At 75.4% G+C, this 16601-nt stretch carries 16 protein-coding genes; 9 read left to right on the forward strand and 7 right to left on the reverse strand.

All coding sequences use genetic code 11. The features are described from left to right. Window positions 1–19: 19 nt before the first annotated feature. From ACFSJS_RS09990 to ACFSJS_RS10000, 3 genes are all read left to right on the forward strand, one after another. Window positions 20–1522, forward strand: coding sequence for a S1C family serine protease (locus ACFSJS_RS09990; protein WP_380898980.1), 1503 nt, complete (start codon window positions 20–22; stop codon window positions 1520–1522). Window positions 1523–1619: 97 nt separating this feature from the next. Further along, the gene (locus ACFSJS_RS09995; protein ID WP_380898981.1) at window positions 1620–2087 is read left to right on the forward strand and encodes a sec-independent translocase; all 468 of its coding nucleotides are present in this window, start codon (window positions 1620–1622) and stop codon (window positions 2085–2087) included. Window positions 2088–2260: 173 nt separating this feature from the next. Beyond that, the gene (locus tag ACFSJS_RS10000; RefSeq protein WP_380898982.1) at window positions 2261–2902 is read left to right on the forward strand and encodes a hypothetical protein; all 642 of its coding nucleotides are present in this window, start codon (window positions 2261–2263) and stop codon (window positions 2900–2902) included. Between the two features lie 96 nt (window positions 2903–2998). Here the strand turns inward: ACFSJS_RS10000 and ACFSJS_RS10005 are convergent, their stop codons facing one another. The 3 genes from ACFSJS_RS10005 to ACFSJS_RS10015 all read right to left on the reverse strand — a co-directional run bounded on the left by ACFSJS_RS10005 (window position 2999) and on the right by ACFSJS_RS10015 (window position 6156). Beyond that, the gene (locus ACFSJS_RS10005) at window positions 2999–4165 is read right to left on the reverse strand and encodes an Mrp/NBP35 family ATP-binding protein (RefSeq protein ID WP_380898983.1); all 1167 of its coding nucleotides are present in this window, start codon (window positions 4163–4165) and stop codon (window positions 2999–3001) included. 79 nt (window positions 4166–4244) lie between these two features. Beyond that, window positions 4245–4823 carry a DUF1003 domain-containing protein gene (locus ACFSJS_RS10010; RefSeq protein ID WP_380898984.1) on the reverse strand — a complete coding sequence of 193 codons (579 nt, stop codon included), beginning with the start codon at window positions 4821–4823 and terminating at the stop codon, window positions 4245–4247. Then, entirely contained in the window at window positions 4813–6156 is a 1344-nt protein-coding gene (locus ACFSJS_RS10015; RefSeq protein ID WP_380898985.1) for a magnesium transporter MgtE N-terminal domain-containing protein, read from the reverse strand. The genes ACFSJS_RS10010 and ACFSJS_RS10015 overlap by 11 nt, the downstream gene beginning before the upstream one ends. 265 nt (window positions 6157–6421) lie before the next feature. Here ACFSJS_RS10015 and ACFSJS_RS10020 point away from each other — a divergent pair, with 265 nt between their 5' ends. Next, window positions 6422–7186 (forward strand): hypothetical protein, encoded by a 765-nt coding sequence (locus tag ACFSJS_RS10020; RefSeq protein ID WP_380898986.1) that lies wholly within the window; start codon window positions 6422–6424, stop codon window positions 7184–7186. A 10-nt stretch (window positions 7187–7196) separates the two neighbouring features. Here ACFSJS_RS10020 and ACFSJS_RS10025 read toward each other — a convergent pair whose 3' ends face one another. After that, complete coding sequence (locus ACFSJS_RS10025) at window positions 7197–7760, reverse strand: hypothetical protein (RefSeq protein ID WP_380898987.1); 564 nt, start codon at window positions 7758–7760, stop codon at window positions 7197–7199. Between the two features lie 245 nt (window positions 7761–8005). Here ACFSJS_RS10025 and ACFSJS_RS10030 point away from each other — a divergent pair, with 245 nt between their 5' ends. Next, the gene (locus ACFSJS_RS10030) at window positions 8006–8962 is read left to right on the forward strand and encodes a DMT family transporter (RefSeq protein ID WP_380898988.1); all 957 of its coding nucleotides are present in this window, start codon (window positions 8006–8008) and stop codon (window positions 8960–8962) included. Window positions 8963–8987: 25 nt separating this feature from the next. On the opposite strand, the gene corA is transcribed toward ACFSJS_RS10030, so the two are convergent. After that, the gene (gene corA / locus ACFSJS_RS10035; RefSeq protein WP_380898989.1) at window positions 8988–10115 is read right to left on the reverse strand and encodes a magnesium/cobalt transporter CorA; all 1128 of its coding nucleotides are present in this window, start codon (window positions 10113–10115) and stop codon (window positions 8988–8990) included. Window positions 10116–10605: 490 nt separating this feature from the next. Here corA and ACFSJS_RS10040 point away from each other — a divergent pair, with 490 nt between their 5' ends. The 4 genes from ACFSJS_RS10040 (at window position 10606) to ACFSJS_RS10055 (ending at window position 13683) form a co-directional block, all read left to right on the forward strand. Further along, window positions 10606–11208: a suppressor of fused domain protein gene (locus ACFSJS_RS10040; RefSeq protein ID WP_380898990.1), complete on the forward strand. Its 603-nt coding sequence runs from the start codon at window positions 10606–10608 to the stop codon at window positions 11206–11208. Between the two features lie 131 nt (window positions 11209–11339). Continuing rightward, on the forward strand, window positions 11340–11990 hold the full coding sequence (locus tag ACFSJS_RS10045) for a DUF6758 family protein (RefSeq protein ID WP_380898991.1): 651 nt from the start codon (window positions 11340–11342) through the stop codon (window positions 11988–11990). 167 nt (window positions 11991–12157) lie between these two features. Beyond that, window positions 12158–13003, forward strand: coding sequence for a PHP domain-containing protein (locus ACFSJS_RS10050; RefSeq protein ID WP_380898992.1), 846 nt, complete (start codon window positions 12158–12160; stop codon window positions 13001–13003). 74 nt (window positions 13004–13077) lie between these two features. After that, complete coding sequence (locus tag ACFSJS_RS10055) at window positions 13078–13683, forward strand: MarC family protein (protein WP_380898993.1); 606 nt, start codon at window positions 13078–13080, stop codon at window positions 13681–13683. On the opposite strand, the gene ACFSJS_RS10060 is transcribed toward ACFSJS_RS10055, so the two are convergent. Together ACFSJS_RS10060 and ACFSJS_RS10065 are read right to left on the reverse strand one after the other, a co-directional pair. Beyond that, window positions 13680–14591 carry an alpha/beta fold hydrolase gene (locus ACFSJS_RS10060; protein ID WP_380898994.1) on the reverse strand — a complete coding sequence of 304 codons (912 nt, stop codon included), beginning with the start codon at window positions 14589–14591 and terminating at the stop codon, window positions 13680–13682. The genes ACFSJS_RS10055 and ACFSJS_RS10060 overlap by 4 nt on opposite strands. A gap of 151 nt (window positions 14592–14742) precedes the next feature. Beyond that, the gene (locus ACFSJS_RS10065) at window positions 14743–16317 is read right to left on the reverse strand and encodes a DEAD/DEAH box helicase (protein ID WP_380898995.1); all 1575 of its coding nucleotides are present in this window, start codon (window positions 16315–16317) and stop codon (window positions 14743–14745) included. Window positions 16318–16601 lie beyond the last annotated feature (284 nt).

Below are 16601 nucleotides of genomic sequence, written 5' to 3' on the forward strand. Positions count from 1 at the left end.
GGGGGTAGGCGGGGAGGACATGGACGAGGGGAAGGCCGGCGGGCCGCAACCGACGTGGTGGAGCCGTCCGGGCGGGGCGTCGGGTCCCCGCCCGGCGGACGACGCGCGCCCGGCGGAGCCCGCACCGCGCCCGCTGGACGGGCACGACCCCTACGGCACGCCGCCCCGCGGCGGCCCCGGCCCCTGGGCCCCGGCCCCGCCCGTCCGGCGCCCCGCGGTGACACCCCCGTACGGCACCCTGCTGCCGCCGCAGCCCCAGACGCAGGAGCGGACGGACCCGCAGGACCGGCCCCGGACCGGGGCGGCGTCCGAGCCGCGGCCGGCGGGGGCGTTCGCGCGGTACGACCCGTGGGCCCCGCCTCCCGCGGCGCCGCCCGCCGACGGGCCCTCCCCGGCCCCCGGAGCGCCGTCCGGCGGCCCCCGCCGGGGCTGGGCGGCCGCCGCGGCCGTCGTGCTGGCCCTGGTCGCGGGGACGGTCGGCGGCGGCCTGGGGGTGTACCTGGAGCGGCACGGCGCGATCGGCACCGTGGAGCTGTCCCAGGCGCCCGCGGAGGACACCGGCCGCTCCCCGGACAGCGTGGCCGGGATCGCCGCGCGGGCCCTGCCCGGCGTGGTGACGGTCCACGTGAGCGGCGCGACCGAGCAGGGCACCGGCACCGGGTTCGTCCTCGACCACCGCGGCCACATCCTCACCAACCACCACGTGGTGGGGTCCGCCGGGAGCGGCGGCGTCCGCGTGACCTTCCACGGCGGCGAGACGGTCGCCGCCGAGATCGTCGGCACCGACGGCGGCTACGACCTGGCCGTGCTGAAGGTCGACGGGGTGACGGGGCTGCGGCCGCTGCCGCTGGGCAACTCCGACTCGGTCAGGGTCGGCGACCCGGTCGTGGCGATCGGCTCGCCCTACGACCTGGCGGGCACGGTCACCGCGGGGATCATCAGCGCCAAGGAGCGCCCCATCACCGCGGGCGGCGACCACGGCGGTGCCGGGGGCAGCGACGTCAGCTACGTCGACGCCCTCCAGACCGACGCCCCGATCAACCCCGGCAACTCCGGCGGCCCCCTGATGGACGCCAGGGGCCGGGTGATCGGCATCAACAGCGCGATCCGCTCGGCCGGCCGCGGCCTGCCGGAGTCCGGCGGGGGCAGCATCGGCCTGGGCTTCGCCATCCCCGTCAACCAGGCCAAGCGGGTGGCCGAGGAGCTGATCGGCACCGGCCGCGCCACCCATCCGGTGATCGGCGTCACGGTCGACATGGAGTACTCCGGCGACGGCGCGCGCGTGGGCGCGGGCCCCGGCGGGGAGGGCACGCCCGTCGTCCCGGGCGGACCGGCCGACAGGGCGGGCGTGCGGGCCGGGGACGTCATCACCGCGGTGGACGGGACCCGGGTGCACAGCGGGGAGGAGCTGATCGTGAAGATCCGCAGCCACCGCCCCGGCGACCGGCTGGAGCTCACCGTCGAGCGGGACGGAAGGGAGCGGCCGGTGACCGTCGTGCTGGGAACGGCGACCGGTTCGTGACGCCCGCTGTTCGCGCCGCCGACTCCCGTCCGGTCGCCGGGCCGGGTACCGTGACTGTGGCCGCACGGGTCGTGGATGCAATTGAGGGAGCTGAACGGTGTTCTTCGACATAGGACCCCTCGAGCTGATCGCGCTCATCGTCCTCGCGGTCCTCGTCTTCGGCCCCGAGAAGCTCCCGAAGGTGATCCAGGACACCGCGCGGTTCGTCCGCAAGGTCCGCGAGTTCTCCGACAGCGCCCGGGAGGACATCCGCAGGGAGCTGGGCCCGGAGTTCAAGGACTTCGAGTTCGAGGACCTCAACCCCAAGAACTTCGCCCGCAAGCACCTGCTGGAGAACGAGGACCTGGGGCTGAAGGAGATCCGCAACGGCTTCGACCTGCGGCAGGAACTCGCCGAGGTCACCGACGCCGTCAACGGCCGGGAGGTCACCGCGGGCACCCCGGACGCCCCCGCCGCCGGTTCGGCGAAGGGCCCCTCCGCCGCGGGCGGCACACCCGACCGCTTCCGCAAGGAGGCGCCCCCGGCCGGGAGCGAGCCGCCGCCGTTCGACGCCGACGCCACCTGAGACGGCCCCGCACCGCTCCGGGCGGTGAACCGGGAGGGCCACCTCCCGTAGTGCGCAGCCGGTCCTGTCCGGACGGGCGCACGGGGATGGCTATCCTCCCTGTGTCCGGGGTCGGGCCGCCCGAGGGGGGCGGGCCTCCCACCACACGGGGCACACGAGGAGGCTGCGCGCAGATGGAGACGACGGGCCGGGTAGGACCGCAGGAGGCGCCCGCGTCCGGGGCGGACCGGGTGGTCGACGGCTACCTGATGGCCGGCTTCCCCTGGTACGGGCTCGACGAGGCCTTCACCGGCCCGCGCTGGCTGATGCGCGTGGGAGCCGCCGCCGACGGCACGGTCGAGCACGGCTCGACCGGCCACGGGGACGAGCCCTCCTTCCGCGCCGAGTCGGGCCCGGACACCCTGCGCTTCACCGTCGTGGTGACGGTCGCCGCCCGGCCGGTGCGCAGCAGCCCGGACGGCACGGGCGTGCTGGAGGCCACCTCGGTCTCCTCGGCCGCCTGGCTGGCCGGATCGGGCCTGCTGTCGTGCACCTGGCCCGCCCGCATGGAGCGCGGGCTCAGACAGCAGTGGCTCGACCAGCAGACCGCGATCGCCTGGGAGCTGGCGGACGACCTGGACGGCCCCGACTGGTCCACCCTCTCGCTCCCGGTGGACGGCGTCCCGACCGACTTCCGCTATCGGGAGTCGGAGTACGGGTGGGTGCTGGCCGGGCCGACCACCGAGGGCGTCCACATCGGCGCGTACGGGCGGGGGATGAGCGCCTACGGCCTGGGCTTCTCGGTGATCAAGGACATCTCCTCCTACCGCCACTGAGCCGCCGCCCGGCTCGGGAGCCGGGCGTGGGGCGGCCGCCGGGAGCGGAGGAGCGGCGCGCCCGCCGGCACGCCGCCCGCGACCGCCGCCCGGGGATCAGAACTTGTTGCGCGGTGTGATTCCCAGCGACATGCCCGCCAGACCGCGCTGCCGCCCGCCCAGCTTGCCCGCGACCGCGCGGATCGCCGAGCCGGCCGGGGACTCCGGGTCGGTCAGCACCACCGGCCTGCCCTCGTCACCGCCCTCGCGCAGCCGCACGTCGATCGGGATGGAGCCGAGGACGGGGACGGTGGTGCCGGTCGTCCGGCTCAGGCCGTCCGCCACCCGCTGGCCCCCGCCGGTGCCGAAGACGTCGACCATCTCGCCGCAGTGCGGGCAGGGCAGCCCGGCCATGTTCTCCACCACGCCCACGATCTTCTGGTGGGTCTGGACCGCGATGGAGCCGGCGCGCTCGGCGACCTCGGCCGCCGCCTGCTGCGGCGTCGTCACCACCAGGATCTCGGCGTTCGGGATGAGCTGCGCCACCGAGATGGCGATGTCGCCCGTGCCCGGGGGCAGGTCCAGCAGCAGCACGTCCAGGTCGCCCCAGTAGACGTCGGCGAGGAACTGCTGGAGCGCGCGGTGCAGCATCGGCCCGCGCCACACCACCGGGGCGTTCCCCGGGGTGAACATGCCGATCGAGATGACCTTCACGCCGTTCGCGGACGGCGGCATGATCATGTTCTCGACCTGGGTGGGACGGCCGTCGGCGCCCAGCATGCGCGGCACCGAGTGGCCGTAGATGTCGGCGTCCACGACCCCGACCTTCAGCCCGTCGGCCGCCATCGCCGCCGCCAGGTTGACCGTCACGGAGGACTTGCCGACGCCGCCCTTGCCGGAGGCGATCGCGTACACCCGGGTCAGCGAGCCCGGCCGGGCGAAGGGGATCTCGCGCTCGGCCTGCCCGCCGCGGAGGGTGGAGGCCAGCTCGCGGCGCTGCTCGTCGCTCATCACGTCCAGGGAGACCGTGACGCCGGTGACGCCCGCCACCCGGCCGACGGCCTCGGTCACGGAGGAGGTGATGGTCTCGCGCATCGGGCAGCCCGCGACCGTCAGGTAGACCGTGACGGCGACCGACCCGTCCCCGCCGATCTCCACCGACTTCACCATGCCGAGGTCGGTGATCGGGCGGTGGATCTCCGGGTCGTCGACGGTCGCGAGCGCGGCGCGGACCGCCTCCTCGGTGGGGGCTCCGCCGGGAGCAGCGGACGTGTCAGTAGCCATGCCCCGATGGTACGGCCCGGCGGCGGCCCTACCGAAGGCGGCGGACGAGACCCGGGTCACCGCCGCCGGCACCCGGCGTTCAGCGCTCGCGGTCGGGCGGCGGCTCGACGGGGCCGCGCTGCTCCAGCTCCCTGAGGAGTTCCTGGAGCTCGGAGCGGATCCAGTCCCGGGTGGCGACCTCGCCCAGGCCCATCCGCAGCGCGGCGACCTCCCGGGTGAGGTACTCGGTGTCGGCGATGGACCGCTCGTTCTGCTTGCGGTCCTGCTCCAGGTTGACGCGGTCCCGGTCGTCCTGCCGGTTCTGGGCCAGCAGGATCAGCGGGGCGGCGTAGGACGCCTGGAGGGAGAGGACCAGGGTCAGGAAGATGAACGGGTACTCGTCGAAGCGCAGCGACCGCGGCGCCACGGTGTTCCACACCACCCAGGCGATGATGACGAACGTCATCCAGACGATGAACCGCCCCGTCCCCAGGAAGCGGGCGATCCGCTCCGACAGCTGCCCGAAGGCCTCCGGGTCGTACTCCGGCAGCAGGCTGCGGCGCGGCACCATCGGCTGGTCCAGCCGCGTGCGGGCCGCCCGGCCGGTGACCGGCGGAAGGCTCCGTTCGCGCTCCCGGCGCGCCATGCGCTCGTCCCGCTCGCGCTCCCTACCGGCCATCTGCGGACCCCCGCGCGCCGAGTGCGTTCCGTGCGTGCTCCGCGCCCTGGGTGCCCTGCACGCCCCGGGCCGTGAGGACCTCGTGGGCGGCCGCCTCGCGCCAGTCCTCCGGCAGCAGGTGGTCCAGCACGTCGTCGACCGTGACGGCCCCCAGCAGCGACCCGCTCTCGTCCACCACCGGCGCCGCCACGATGTTGTACGCGGCCAGGTAGCTGGTCAGGGTGGACAGCGGGGTACCCGGCGGCAGCGGCCGCAGGTCGTTGTCGACGATCGAGCCGACGAGCGTGCCCGGCGGTTCCCGCAGCAGCCGCTGGAAGTGCACCACGCCCAGGTACTTCCCGGTCGGGGTCTCCTCCGGCGGCCGGCACACGTACGCCTGGGCGGCCAGCGGCGCGGGCAGGTCCGCCACCCGCACCCGGGCCAGGGCGTAGGCGACGGTGGCGTCGGGCCGCAGCACGATCGGCTCGGTCGTCATCATGCCGCCGGCGGTGCGCTCCTCGTACGTCAGCAGCCGCCGCACCGGGGCGGCGTCCCTCGGCTCCATCAGGCCCAGGAGCCGCTCCTTGTCCCCCTCGGGCAGCTCGGAGAGGAGGTCGGCGGCGTCGTCGGGGTCCATCGCCTCCAGGACGTCCGCGGCACGCTCCTCCTTGAGCTTGCCGAGGATCTCCACCTGGTCGTCGTCGGGCAGCTCCTCCAGCACGTCCGCCAGCCGGTCGTCGTCCAGCGCGGCCGCCACCTCGGCCCGGCGCTTGGGCGACAGGTGGTGCAGGACGTTGGCGAGGTCGGCCGGGCGCAGCCGCTCGAAGGTGGCCAGCAGGTTGGCCGCCCCCTGCTCCTCCTCCGCCAGCGAGAAGCCGGTCACGGCCGACCACTCCACGGTCAGCGTCTCCCCGCGCCGCCTGCGCAGGCCCCCGCCACCGCCGCCGCGCCGCACGAAGACCTTGTCGATCAGCCAGTCCCGGCGCCCGGTGAGCTGGGTGAGGCCGACGTCGAGGACGGTGGCCTTCTCGCCCGTCTCGACCAGCGTCACGTGCCGGTCCAGCAGTTCGCCCAGGACCAGGGTCTCGGTGGGGCGCTGCTCGAAGCGCCGCATGTTGACCACCCCGGTGGTGATCACCTGGCCCGACTCGACCCCGGTCACCCGGGTCATGGGCAGGAAGACGCGCCGCCGGCTGACCACCTCGACGACCAGTCCCAGCACGCGCGGCGGAAGACCGCCCACGCGCAGCATCGCCACCACGTCCCGTACGCGGCCGACCTGGTCCCCCACGGGGTCGAAGACGGCCACGCCGGACAGGTGGGAGACGAAGACCCGCGGGGTGCCCAGCGCCATGCCTGCCCTCCGCTCCTCACTCGTGCCTCACTCGTGCGTGTCGCGCGACGTGGTGCCGTGTACCCGCGCCGGCCGAGGGTCCGCACCCGGATCCGGCCGGGAACCGCGCCGGCTGCGGTCCGGGCCGCGACCGGATGCGGCTCCCAGGCTAACGCGCCAGGTCCGCGCCGGTGCGGCGGCCTCGGCCGGACGGCCGCCTTCCGTACGGGGTGCCCGCCACCGGTAAGGTGCCGTCCTGCCCCCGACATCAGGAGGAAGAGCGGACGTGACTGCGTGGACCCTCGGTGTTCGTGCCAGGAGTGCGGCGGTGGCCGGGGCGGTCTGCGCGGTGCTGCTGGCCGTCCTCGCGGGCTGCGGGTCGGAGGACCCGGACAAGGGGACCAACGGGGTCGGCAAGCTCTCCCCCGGCAAGATCGAGGACCGGGCGCGCAAGGCCGCCGAGGCGGCGGACTCGGTGCGGCTGTCGGGCAGCGTGGTCAGCAAGGGCCGCACCTACCGCCTGGACATGCGGCTGAGCGGTGACGGCGGCCTGGGCGAGGTCGCGGCCAAGGGCGGCTCGCGCTTCGAGCTGCTGCGGGTGGGCGAGGACCTCTACCTCAAGGCGGGCACCGACTTCTGGAGCCGGCAGGGGGAGGGCGGGGAGCAGCCCTCCGAGACGGACCTGGCCGCGGCCCGCAAACTGGAGGACAAGTACGTCAAGGTGCCCTCCGGCGACCCCGCCTACGACCAGCTCAGCGGCTTCACGGACAAGGACGTGCTGCTGGACGGGCTGCTCAGCCTCCAGGGCGAGCGGGAGACCGGCGACCGCGGCGAGGTGGAGGGCGTGCGGACGATCGAGGTGCGGGCCGCGGGCGGTGCCGGCGGGGTGCTCAGCGTCGCCCTGATCGGGAAGCCCTACCCGCTGCGCCTGGAGCGGGGCGGGGACGCGGGCGTGGTCCAGCTGACGGAGTGGGACAAGGAGTTCACCCTGCGGGCCCCCGGCAAGGACCAGGTCGTCGACTACGGGAAGAGGATCTCGGCCGCGGAGTGAGCGGCCGGGCTCAGCCCCCGGCCCCGCGGCGGCGGCCGCGGCGCAGCAGCAGCTTCGGCAGCCCGGCGGGGGCGGGGCGGCGCGTGGTCGCGGGCGTCGGCAGCGGCACGGCGGTGTGCGGGCCGTCCGGCGGCGCCTCCGGCCCCTCCAGCAGCGGGCCGGCGGGCTCCAGGCGCAGCACCCGGCACTCGCGCTCCCAGCGGTCGGCGATCACGCCCGCGTCCGGCGCGTTGAGCCGCTTGCCCGCCAGCTCGGCCACCGCGGCCCGCCACTCCTCCCCGCCGGGGGCCGGCTCCACCACCCGGGCCGGCCAGACCACCAGGCGGCCGCCCTTGTCCTTGCTGCGGGCGGTGACCGTGGCGGTGCCGCCGCCGACCAGGCCCAGGCCCGCCAGCGGCTGCTCCGCCGGGCCGTCGCCGACCAGGCAGACGGCCCCCTCGTGCCAGACGTGCCACAGGGGGCGCTCGGGCCCGCGCGGGCCGCGCACCCACACCAGGGCGGACTTCTTCGCCGACTCCTCGATCAGTGCCAGGTCGAGCGCCGGTACGGACGCGGGAACGGACGGATTGGCCATGACCGCGACCCTACCGCCGCGCCGCCGCCCGGGCGCGCCTCCCCGCGGCGGCCCGGGCGGGGGTCAGTACCGCCGCCGCCCCACGCGCCTTACGCTGGTGGGCGGCGGCGCGGAGCGGTGGACGCCCCGAACGCCGGGCCCCGGGCGGGGCCGCCCCCGGGACCGGCCCCGGGGGGAAGCGGGACCCGGGGGGACCGGGGTCCGAGGAGCCCGCGGCCCAGGGCCCGGGAGCAGGGAGGAGCACCGTGCGCGCCGTCAGGACGACATTCGCCGCCCCGGGCCGTACGCAGGACGGCCCGTCCGTGCCCGCCGGGCGGCCGGGCCACGGCCTGGACCTGTTCCTGCTGGCGGTGGCCGTCTCCGGCATCTCCCTGTCCGCCCCTCTGATAGCGGCCACCGCCGCCCCGGCCATGGCCATCGCCTTCTGGCGCAACGCGATGGCGGCCGGCGTGCTCACCCCGCTGGCCCTGCTCCGCCACCGCGCCGAGCTGCGCGCCATGGGCCGCAGGAACGTCCTGCTGGCCTCGGCCGCCGGGGCGCTGCTCGCCCTGCACTTCGGGCTCTGGCTGCCCAGCCTCCACATGACCTCGGTCGCCTCCTCGACCGCGCTGGTGACCACCACACCCATCTGGACCACCCTGCTGCTGCGGCTGCGCGGCCGGAACTCGCCCGCGCTGGTGTGGGCCGGCACGGCCGTCGCCTTCGCCGGGGTGGTGCTCCTGACCGGCGTCGACCTGACGCTCTCCCCGCGCGCCCTGGCCGGCGACGCCCTCGCGCTGGGCGGCGGCATGGCGGCGGCGGGGTACGTGCTCCTGGGGGCCGAGGTCCGCCGCACGGTCTCCACGACCGCGTACACCTACGTCTGCTACACCACCACGGCGGCGCTGCTGCTGGTGGCGTGCCTGGTCTCGGGGGCCGACCTCGGCTCGGGGTACGACGCGGAGACCTGGATCAAGCTGGCCGTGCTCACCCTCACCGCGCAGCTGCTGGGCCACTCCCTGATCAACCGGGTGGTGCGCGGGCTCGGCCCGTCGGTCACCTCGACGGCGATCCTGCTGGAGACGCCGGGCGCGGCCCTGATCGCGGCGCTCTGGCTGGGCCAGACCCCGCCCGCCGCCGTCTACGCGGCGCTGGCGGTGATCCTGGTGGGCCTGGTCCTGGTCGTCAGGGGCAACGGCGCCGCCCGGCGGCGGGCGGGCTGACGGCCCGTCCCGCCGGGCGGCCCGCCTAGAGCCAGCCGTTGCGCTTGAAGCCGCGGTGGATGACGTAGCAGATGCCGGCGATCACGGCCATGACGGTCGGGTAGCCGTACTTCCACCGGAGTTCGGGCATGTAGTCGAAGTTCATGCCGTAGATCCCGGCGATCATCGTCGGGACGGCGAAGATCGCCGCCCACGAGGTGATCTTCCGCATGTCCTCGTTCTGGGCGACCGTCGCCTGGGCGAGGTTCGCCTGGAGGATGGAGTTGAGCAGGTCGTCGAAGGAGAGCACCTGCTCGTTCACCCGCGTCAGGTGGTCGGCGACGTCGCGGAAGTACTTCTGGATGTCGGGGTCGATCAGCCGCATCGGCCGCTCGCTCAGCAGCTGCATGGGCCGCAGCAGCGGGGAGACCGCCCGCTTGAACTCCAGCACCTCGCGCTTGAGCTGGTAGATCCGGCCCGCGTCGCCGCCGCGGCGGCCCCGCCCGGCGTTCTCGGAGAAGACCTGGATCTCGACCTCGTCGATGTCGTCCTGCACCGCGCCCGCGACGGCCAGGTACCCGTCCACCACCTGGTCGGCGATGGCGTGCAGCACCGCCGAGGGGCCCTTGGCCAGCAACTCCGGGTCGTCCTCCAGGCGGTGGCGCAGGGAGCGCAGCGAGCCCTGGCCGCCGTGCCGGACGGTGATGATGTAGTCCCGGCCGGTGAAGCACATCACCTCGCCGGTCTCCACCACCTCGCTGGTGTCGGTGAGCCGGGCGTGCTCGACGTAGTGGATCGTCTTGAAGACGGTGAACAGCGAGTCGTCGTACCGCTCCAGCTTCGGGCGCTGGTGGGCGTGGACGGCGTCCTCGACGGCGAGCGGGTGGAGGCCGAACTCGCGGGCGATGCCGGCGAACTCCTGCTCGGTGGGTTCGTGCAGGCCGATCCACACGAACGCCCCGTCGCCGCCACCCTCCTCGGAGCGCAGGGCGCGCAGCGCCTCGCCGGGCGAGACGTGCCGGGCGTCGCGGCGGCCGCCGCGGTAGACGGCGCAGTCCACCACGGCGCTGGTGCCGCCTGTGCCACCGCCCGCGGCGTCGCAGGCGTAGGGGGAGCGGCCGCCCCGGCGCAGGGCGGGGCGGACCGCGGCGCGCAGGTCACGGATCATCGACATGCTGGGCTCCTTCGCGTGCCGAGCCGCCGCCCGACGGGCGCAGCGCTGCCCGGAATGGGGACCTACGGGGGCGGACGTCCGCCGGAGGTCTGCAAAGCGGGCACCACGCGAGCCGTGCGGGCGTACGGCGTTCGCTGAGAACGTCGGTCGAGCAAGAGAGGCTCACGCGCTCTTCCGCGAAGCCGGTCCGGAGGAGGAAAAAAGAGGGGACTTCCGGTGTTTCACCGCGAGAAGGCGGGGGGAGGTAGGCGGAAGACCCTCGGAGACCTCAGAGGAGGGGACGTGGCTGCCGGGCGGAAGAGCGGCTGGTACTGCACGGTCGACTCGGATCCATCGCAGCCCCACCTCCTCCGGCCGGTCCCCCTCGGGGGAAGATGTGTACACGCCTTGACCAGCAGTCAACGGTAGCACCCGCGGAACACCCCCGGTTCCGTCCGGGGCCTTTCGTGTGCCCTCTTTGCCTGATCAATACACGATCTATGCTCGCCGTATGGCACACGTTCTGGAACTGGTCGAGGCGCGGCTGCGCAGCGCCCTCGGGGAACCCGACGCGCGGGCGGCGGTGACGTTCCTCGGCACCGACCGGATCGAGGTGCTGCGCTTCCCCGTCCCCGACGGCGACGGCGGCCCCCTGGTGAGGTACGCCACCCTGGGCATGTCCGCCGCCCCCATGACCGACCCCTCCGCCGTCCTGGCCGATCCCGAGCGGGGCCCGCGCGCCGAACTGGTGCTGACGGTGCGTGCGGGGGAGGCCGACACCGACAAGGTGCTGCGCCCGCTCGCGGTGCTGGCCGCCTCCCCGCAGGTCGAGGGCGTGGTCGTGGCCCCCGGCGCCTCCCTGGACCTGGGCGAGCCGCTGTGGCCGGGCGCGCCCTTCACCTCCGTGCTGGTCGCCGAGGCCGGCGGCCTGGTGGAGGACCTGGAGCTGGACGCGCCCCTGGAGCCGGTGCGCTTCCTGCCCCTGCTGCCGATGACGCCCAACGAGGCGGCCTGGAAGCGGGTGCACGGCGCGGCGGCGCTCCAGGAGCGCTGGCTGACGCACGGCACGGACCTGCGCGACCCCCGGCGCGTGTCCGTTCCCCTGACGGAGTGACGGACTGACGGGCCGGCGGACCGGCGGACCGGCGCGGGGCGGGGGCGGACCCGGGCGGTGCCGGCCGGGGCGGGCGCTCCGTACGAGTGATCGTCCTTGACGGAAGCGCGCCCGGGGAGGACCGTGGCTCCATGAGGGGCGAACCCACTTGCCCGAAGTGCGGCGGCCGCGTCAGGGCGCCCGGTCTCTTCGCCGACTCCTGGCAGTGCGCCGTCCACGGGCCGGTGCACCCGCTGCAGCCGGTCCTCCCGCCGAGCGTCGAGGCGCTCGGCGTGGTGCTCCACCGCGCCCAGGTGCCGGTGTGGATGCCCTGGCCGCTGCCGATCGGCTGGCTGTTCACCGGGATCGCCTACGCGGGCGACGACCGCGCCGGCGGGCGGGCCACCGCCGTCGCCTGCTCCGGTCCCGGACCGCTGGGCGGCCCCGGCGAGCTGCTGCTGGTCGCCGAGGAGCTGGGCGTGGGGCTCGGGGCGCGCTACGCCGGGGTCCCCGGCCCCGATCCCGGTCCGCTGATCGACGTGGCCCGGCCCCCGCACGCCAAGGTCCTGGCCGCCGGACGGCCCACCCCGCTGTGGCTGGTCGAGGACGCCCCCCGGGACCGCGCGGTGTTCGCGGGCGAGGCGCGCGGACTGTGGCTGTGGGCGATCGTCTGGCCCGAGCGGTCCGGAATGCTGATGTACGACGAACTGGTCCTCACGGACCTGCGGGAGGCGGGCGCGGAGGTGGAGCTGGTGCCCTGCGGCGCGCTCTCGCCCCAGCTGCTGGGCGGCCCCGGGAGCTGAGGTCCCGGCCCCTCCCCGCCGTCGGCCCCTCCCCGCCGCCGGCCCCTCCCCGCCGCCGGGCCGTCCCGGCCGGCGGACCGCGGGCGGGGCACGCGCGGAACTGTTCTACCCTGGAGTGTCCGTCCGAGCCGTCCGAGCCGTCCGCCGTGGGAGGGGGAGCATCCGCCGTGCGCATCGACCTGCACACCCACTCCACCGCCTCGGACGGCACCGACACCCCCGCCGCGCTGGTGCGGGCCGCCGCGGAGGCCGGGCTGGACGTGGTGGCGCTCACCGACCACGACACGGTCGCCGGCCACGCCGAGGCGATCGCGGCCCTCCCCGCCGGCCTCACCCTCGTCCCCGGCGCAGAGCTCTCCTGCCGCCTGGACGGCGTGAGCCTGCACATGCTGGCCTACCTGTTCGATCCGGACGAGCCGGAGCTGGCGCGCGAACGCGAACTCGTCCGCGACGACCGCGTCCCGCGCGCCCGGGGCATGGTGGCCAGGCTCCGCGAGCTGGGCGTGCCCATCACCTGGGAGCGGGTCGCCGAGATCGCCGGGGACGGCTCCGTGGGCCGTCCCCACATCGCGACGGCGATGGTGGAGCTGGGCGTCGTCGAGACCGTCTCCGACGCCTTCACCCCCGAGTGGATCGCCGACGACGGGCGGGCCCACGTCGAGAAGCACGAGCTGGACCCGTTCACGGCGATCCGGCTGATCAAGGGCGCGGGCGGGGTCGCGGTCTTCGCCCACCCCCGGGCCGCCAAGCGGGGGCGGTGCGTGCCCGAGAGCGCCATCGCGGAGCTGGCCGCCGCCGGGCTCGACGGCATCGAGGTGGACCACATGGACCACGACGCCGCCACCCGCGACCGGCTGCGCGGCCTCGCCCGCGACCTCGGCCTGCTGACCACCGGCTCCAGCGACTACCACGGCACCCGCAAGACGTGCCGGCTCGGCGAGCACACCACCGACCCGGACGTCTACGCCGAGATCGCGGCCCGGGGATCAGGCACGCGGCCCGTCACCGCCTGATCCCGGCCGGCCGCCGCGCCGGCCGCGCTCCACCGCTCACCCCTCCGCCCCCAGACACCACGCAAGGCACCACCGTGTTCGACATCGCTGTCTTCGGGTCCGTCTTTGTCACGCTTTTTGTGATCATGGACCCGCCCGGCATCATCCCGATCTTCCTCGCCCTCTCCTCCGGCCGCCCGGCCAAGGTGCAGCGGAAGATGGCCCTCCAGGCCACCGCCGTCGCCTTCGGGGTGATCGCCGTCTTCGGCCTCCTCGGCCGGCAGATCCTCGCCTACCTGCACGTGTCGATCCCCGCCCTGATGGTCGCGGGCGGCCTCCTGCTGCTGCTGGTCGCCCTGGACCTGCTCACCGGCAGGGCCGACGAGCCGACGCAGACCAAGGACGTCAACGCGGCGCTCGTCCCGCTGGGCATGCCCCTGCTGGCCGGACCCGGCGCGATCGTCTCCGTCATCCTGGCCGTGCAGAGGGCCGACGGGCCGGCCGGCCACCTCTCGGTGTGGACGGCCATCGTCGCGCTGCACGTGGTGCTGTGGCTGGTGATGCGGTACTCGCTGCTGATCATCCGCGTCATCAAGGACGGCGGCGTGGTGCTGGTGACCAGGCTGTCCGGAATGCTGCTGTCGGCGATCGCCGTCCAGCAGATCGCCAACGGCGTCACGCAGTTCGTCCGGGGCGGCTAGAACCGCTCCGCCGCGCCGGACTCCTCCGCGCCGCCCGCGCCGGCCGGTGCGGAGGCGCGGCCGCGGCACTCGCCCCAGAAGGCCGCCATCGCCTCGGCCGTCTCGGCGGGCCGCTCGGCGCCGGGGGAGTGCTCGGCGCCCTCGACCACCGTGCGGCGGGCACCGAGCCGCCGCGCCATCTCGTCCATCAGCGGCACCGGCCAGGCGTAGTCCACCGCCCCGGACAGCACGTGCTTGGGCAGGGGCACGGCCGCCAGCGCGTCCACGCGGTCCGGCTCGGTCAGCAGCCGGCGCCCGGTGGCGACCAACTGCTCGGGGACGTTGGCCAGCCAGCGCCGGCGCAGGAACTCCCGCACCTCGGGCGGGGTGCCGTCGTCGGCGGCCTCCGGCGGGTCCAGATCGCGCATCGCACGCCAGACCGTCTCCATGTCCAGTACCGCCAGCGCCTCGACCAGCCGGCGGGTGCGGGCGTGCTGCGCGGCGGCGATGGCGGCGGGACCGGAGCTCATGATCGTCAGCGAGGCGAAGGGGGCGGCGTCCGCCAGCACGGCGGCCCGGGCCACCAGCCCGCCCATGGAGTGCCCCACCAGGTGGACCCCTCCGCCCAGCGCCGCCGCCTGGGCCAGCACGTCCCGGGCCAGCTCCTCCTGGGCGTAGGCGGCCTCGTCGCGCGGGCCGCCGGTCTCGTACTGCCCCCGGCCGTCCACGGCCACCACCCGGTAGCCCCGCCGCGCCAGCGGCCCGAGCAGGGCGATGAAGTCCTCCTTGCTGCCGGTGAACCCCGGCACCAGCAGCGCCGTCCCGGCACGGGCCTCCCCCGCGTCGTGCACGGCGAAGTCGCCGCGGGAGGTGGCGAGGCGGTACGCCCGCGCGCCGGGCGGCAGGGTCAGGGTCGGCGGCTTGCTCATGGGGCGAGGCTAGCGACCCCGACCGGCGGCCCGCACACCGGCGCGGCGGAGCCGGCCGCCTGCGGCGGGGAAGCGGGAACGCCCCCGCCGCGGGTGCGGCGGGGGCGTTCCACGGAGCGCCGCACGCCCCCGGCGGGGCGCGCGGACGCGATCAGCTCTCCTGGGCGGGCTCCTGCGCCGCCCCCGCGGCGGCGCCGCTGCGGGTGCGGCGGCGCCTGCGCGGCCTGCGGGCCTCGCCCGCCGGCTGCTCGGCGGCCGGGGCCTCGGTCTCCGGGGAGGACGCGGCGGACCGGGTCTGCGCCGCCTGCGCGGACGCGCCGCCGCGGGTGCGGCGCCTGCGCGGCCTGCGGGCCTCGCCCGCCGGCTGCTCACCGGTGGGGGCGGCCGGCTCCGCCGCGGCGTCGCCGCCGGAGGCGTCCGGGCCCGCGTGCTCCACCGGCGCGCCGCTGCGGGTGCGGCGGCGCCTGCGCGGGGTGCGGGTGCGCGGCGCGGCCTCCTCCACGGGACCCCGGCCGCGTCCGCGGCCGCGGCCGCCGGTCTCGCCCAGGTCCTCGACCTCCTCGGCGTCGAGTCCGGCGCGGGTGCGCTCCGACCGCGGCAGGACCCCCTTGGTCCCGTCGGGGATGTCCAGCGCCTCGTACAGGTGGGGCGAGGTGGAGTACGTCTCCGGCGGGTCGTTGAAGTCCAGCTCCAGCGCCTTGTTGATCAGCTGCCAGCGCGGGATGTCGTCCCAGTCGACGAGCGTGACGGCCGTGCCCTTCCGGCCCGCGCGGCCGGTGCGGCCGATGCGGTGCAGGTAGGTCTTCTCGTCCTCGGGCGTCTGGTAGTTGATCACGTGCGTGACGCCGTCCACGTCGATGCCGCGGGCGGCCACGTCGGTGCAGACGAGCACGTCGATCTTGCCGTTGCGGAAGGCGCGCAGCGCCTGCTCGCGCGCTCCCTGGCCGAGGTCGCCGTGGACCGCGCCCGCGGCGAAGCCGCGACGGGAGAGCTGGTCGGCGACGTCGGCCGCCGTCCGCTTGGTGCGGCAGAAGATCATCGCCAGTCCGCGGCCGGTGGCCTGGAGGATCCGGGAGACCATCTCCACCTTGTCCAGCGAGTGCGCGCGGAAGACGTGCTGGGCGGTGTTGGCGACCGTCGCGCCCTCGTCGTCCGGCGAGGTGGCGCGGATGTGGGTGGGCTGCGACATGTAGCGGCGGGCGAGGGAGATCACCTGGCCCGGCATGGTCGCGGAGAACAGCATCGTCTGCCGCTTGGCGGGCAGCTGCTGGATGATCTTCTCGACGTCCGGCAGGAAGCCCAGGTCGAGCATCTCGTCCGCCTCGTCCAGCACCAGCGTGCGGATGTGCGCCAGGCTGAGCTTGCGCTGGCCCGCGAGGTCCAGCAGCCGGCCCGGGGTGCCGACGACCACGTCGACGCCCTTCCTCAGCGCCTCGACCTGCGGCTCGTAGGCGCGGCCGCCGTAGATCGCCAGCACTCGGACGTTGCGGACCTTGCCCGCGGTGAGGAGGTCGTTGGTGACCTGCTGGCACAGCTCGCGGGTGGGGACGACCACGAGCGCCTGCGGGGCCTCGGTGAGCTGGTCGGGCGTGGCCCGGCCGGCCTCGACGTCGGCGGGGACGACGACGGAGTCCAGGAGCGGCAGCCCGAAGCCGAGCGTCTTGCCGGTGCCGGTCTTGGCCTGGCCGATGACGTCGGCGCCGGACAGGGCGACCGGCAGGGTCATCTCCTGGATGGGGAACGGGGACGTGATGCCGACGGCTTCCAGGGCTTCGGCTGTCTCGGGAAGGATCCCGAGCTCTCGGAATGTGGTGGTCAGGATGCTTGCCTCTTCCGTGAGACGCGGAACGGGGGAGCTGGGGCGCACCCCGGCGGGGCGGGGTGGGGTGTACCGCGCCGGGCATCGGCCGCCTTCTTCGGCGGCCTCACCCTGCGGCGCGGGACCACGGGCCCTCGCTCAAGCGCTCGTACCGCGCGAGCGGGCCCCTCACCGCGGTCCGGGCGGAACAC

Origin of the sequence: Streptomyces desertarenae, from assembly GCF_042681365.1 — a bacterium.
GTDB lineage: Bacteria > Actinomycetota > Actinomycetes > Streptomycetales > Streptomycetaceae > Streptomyces > Streptomyces desertarenae.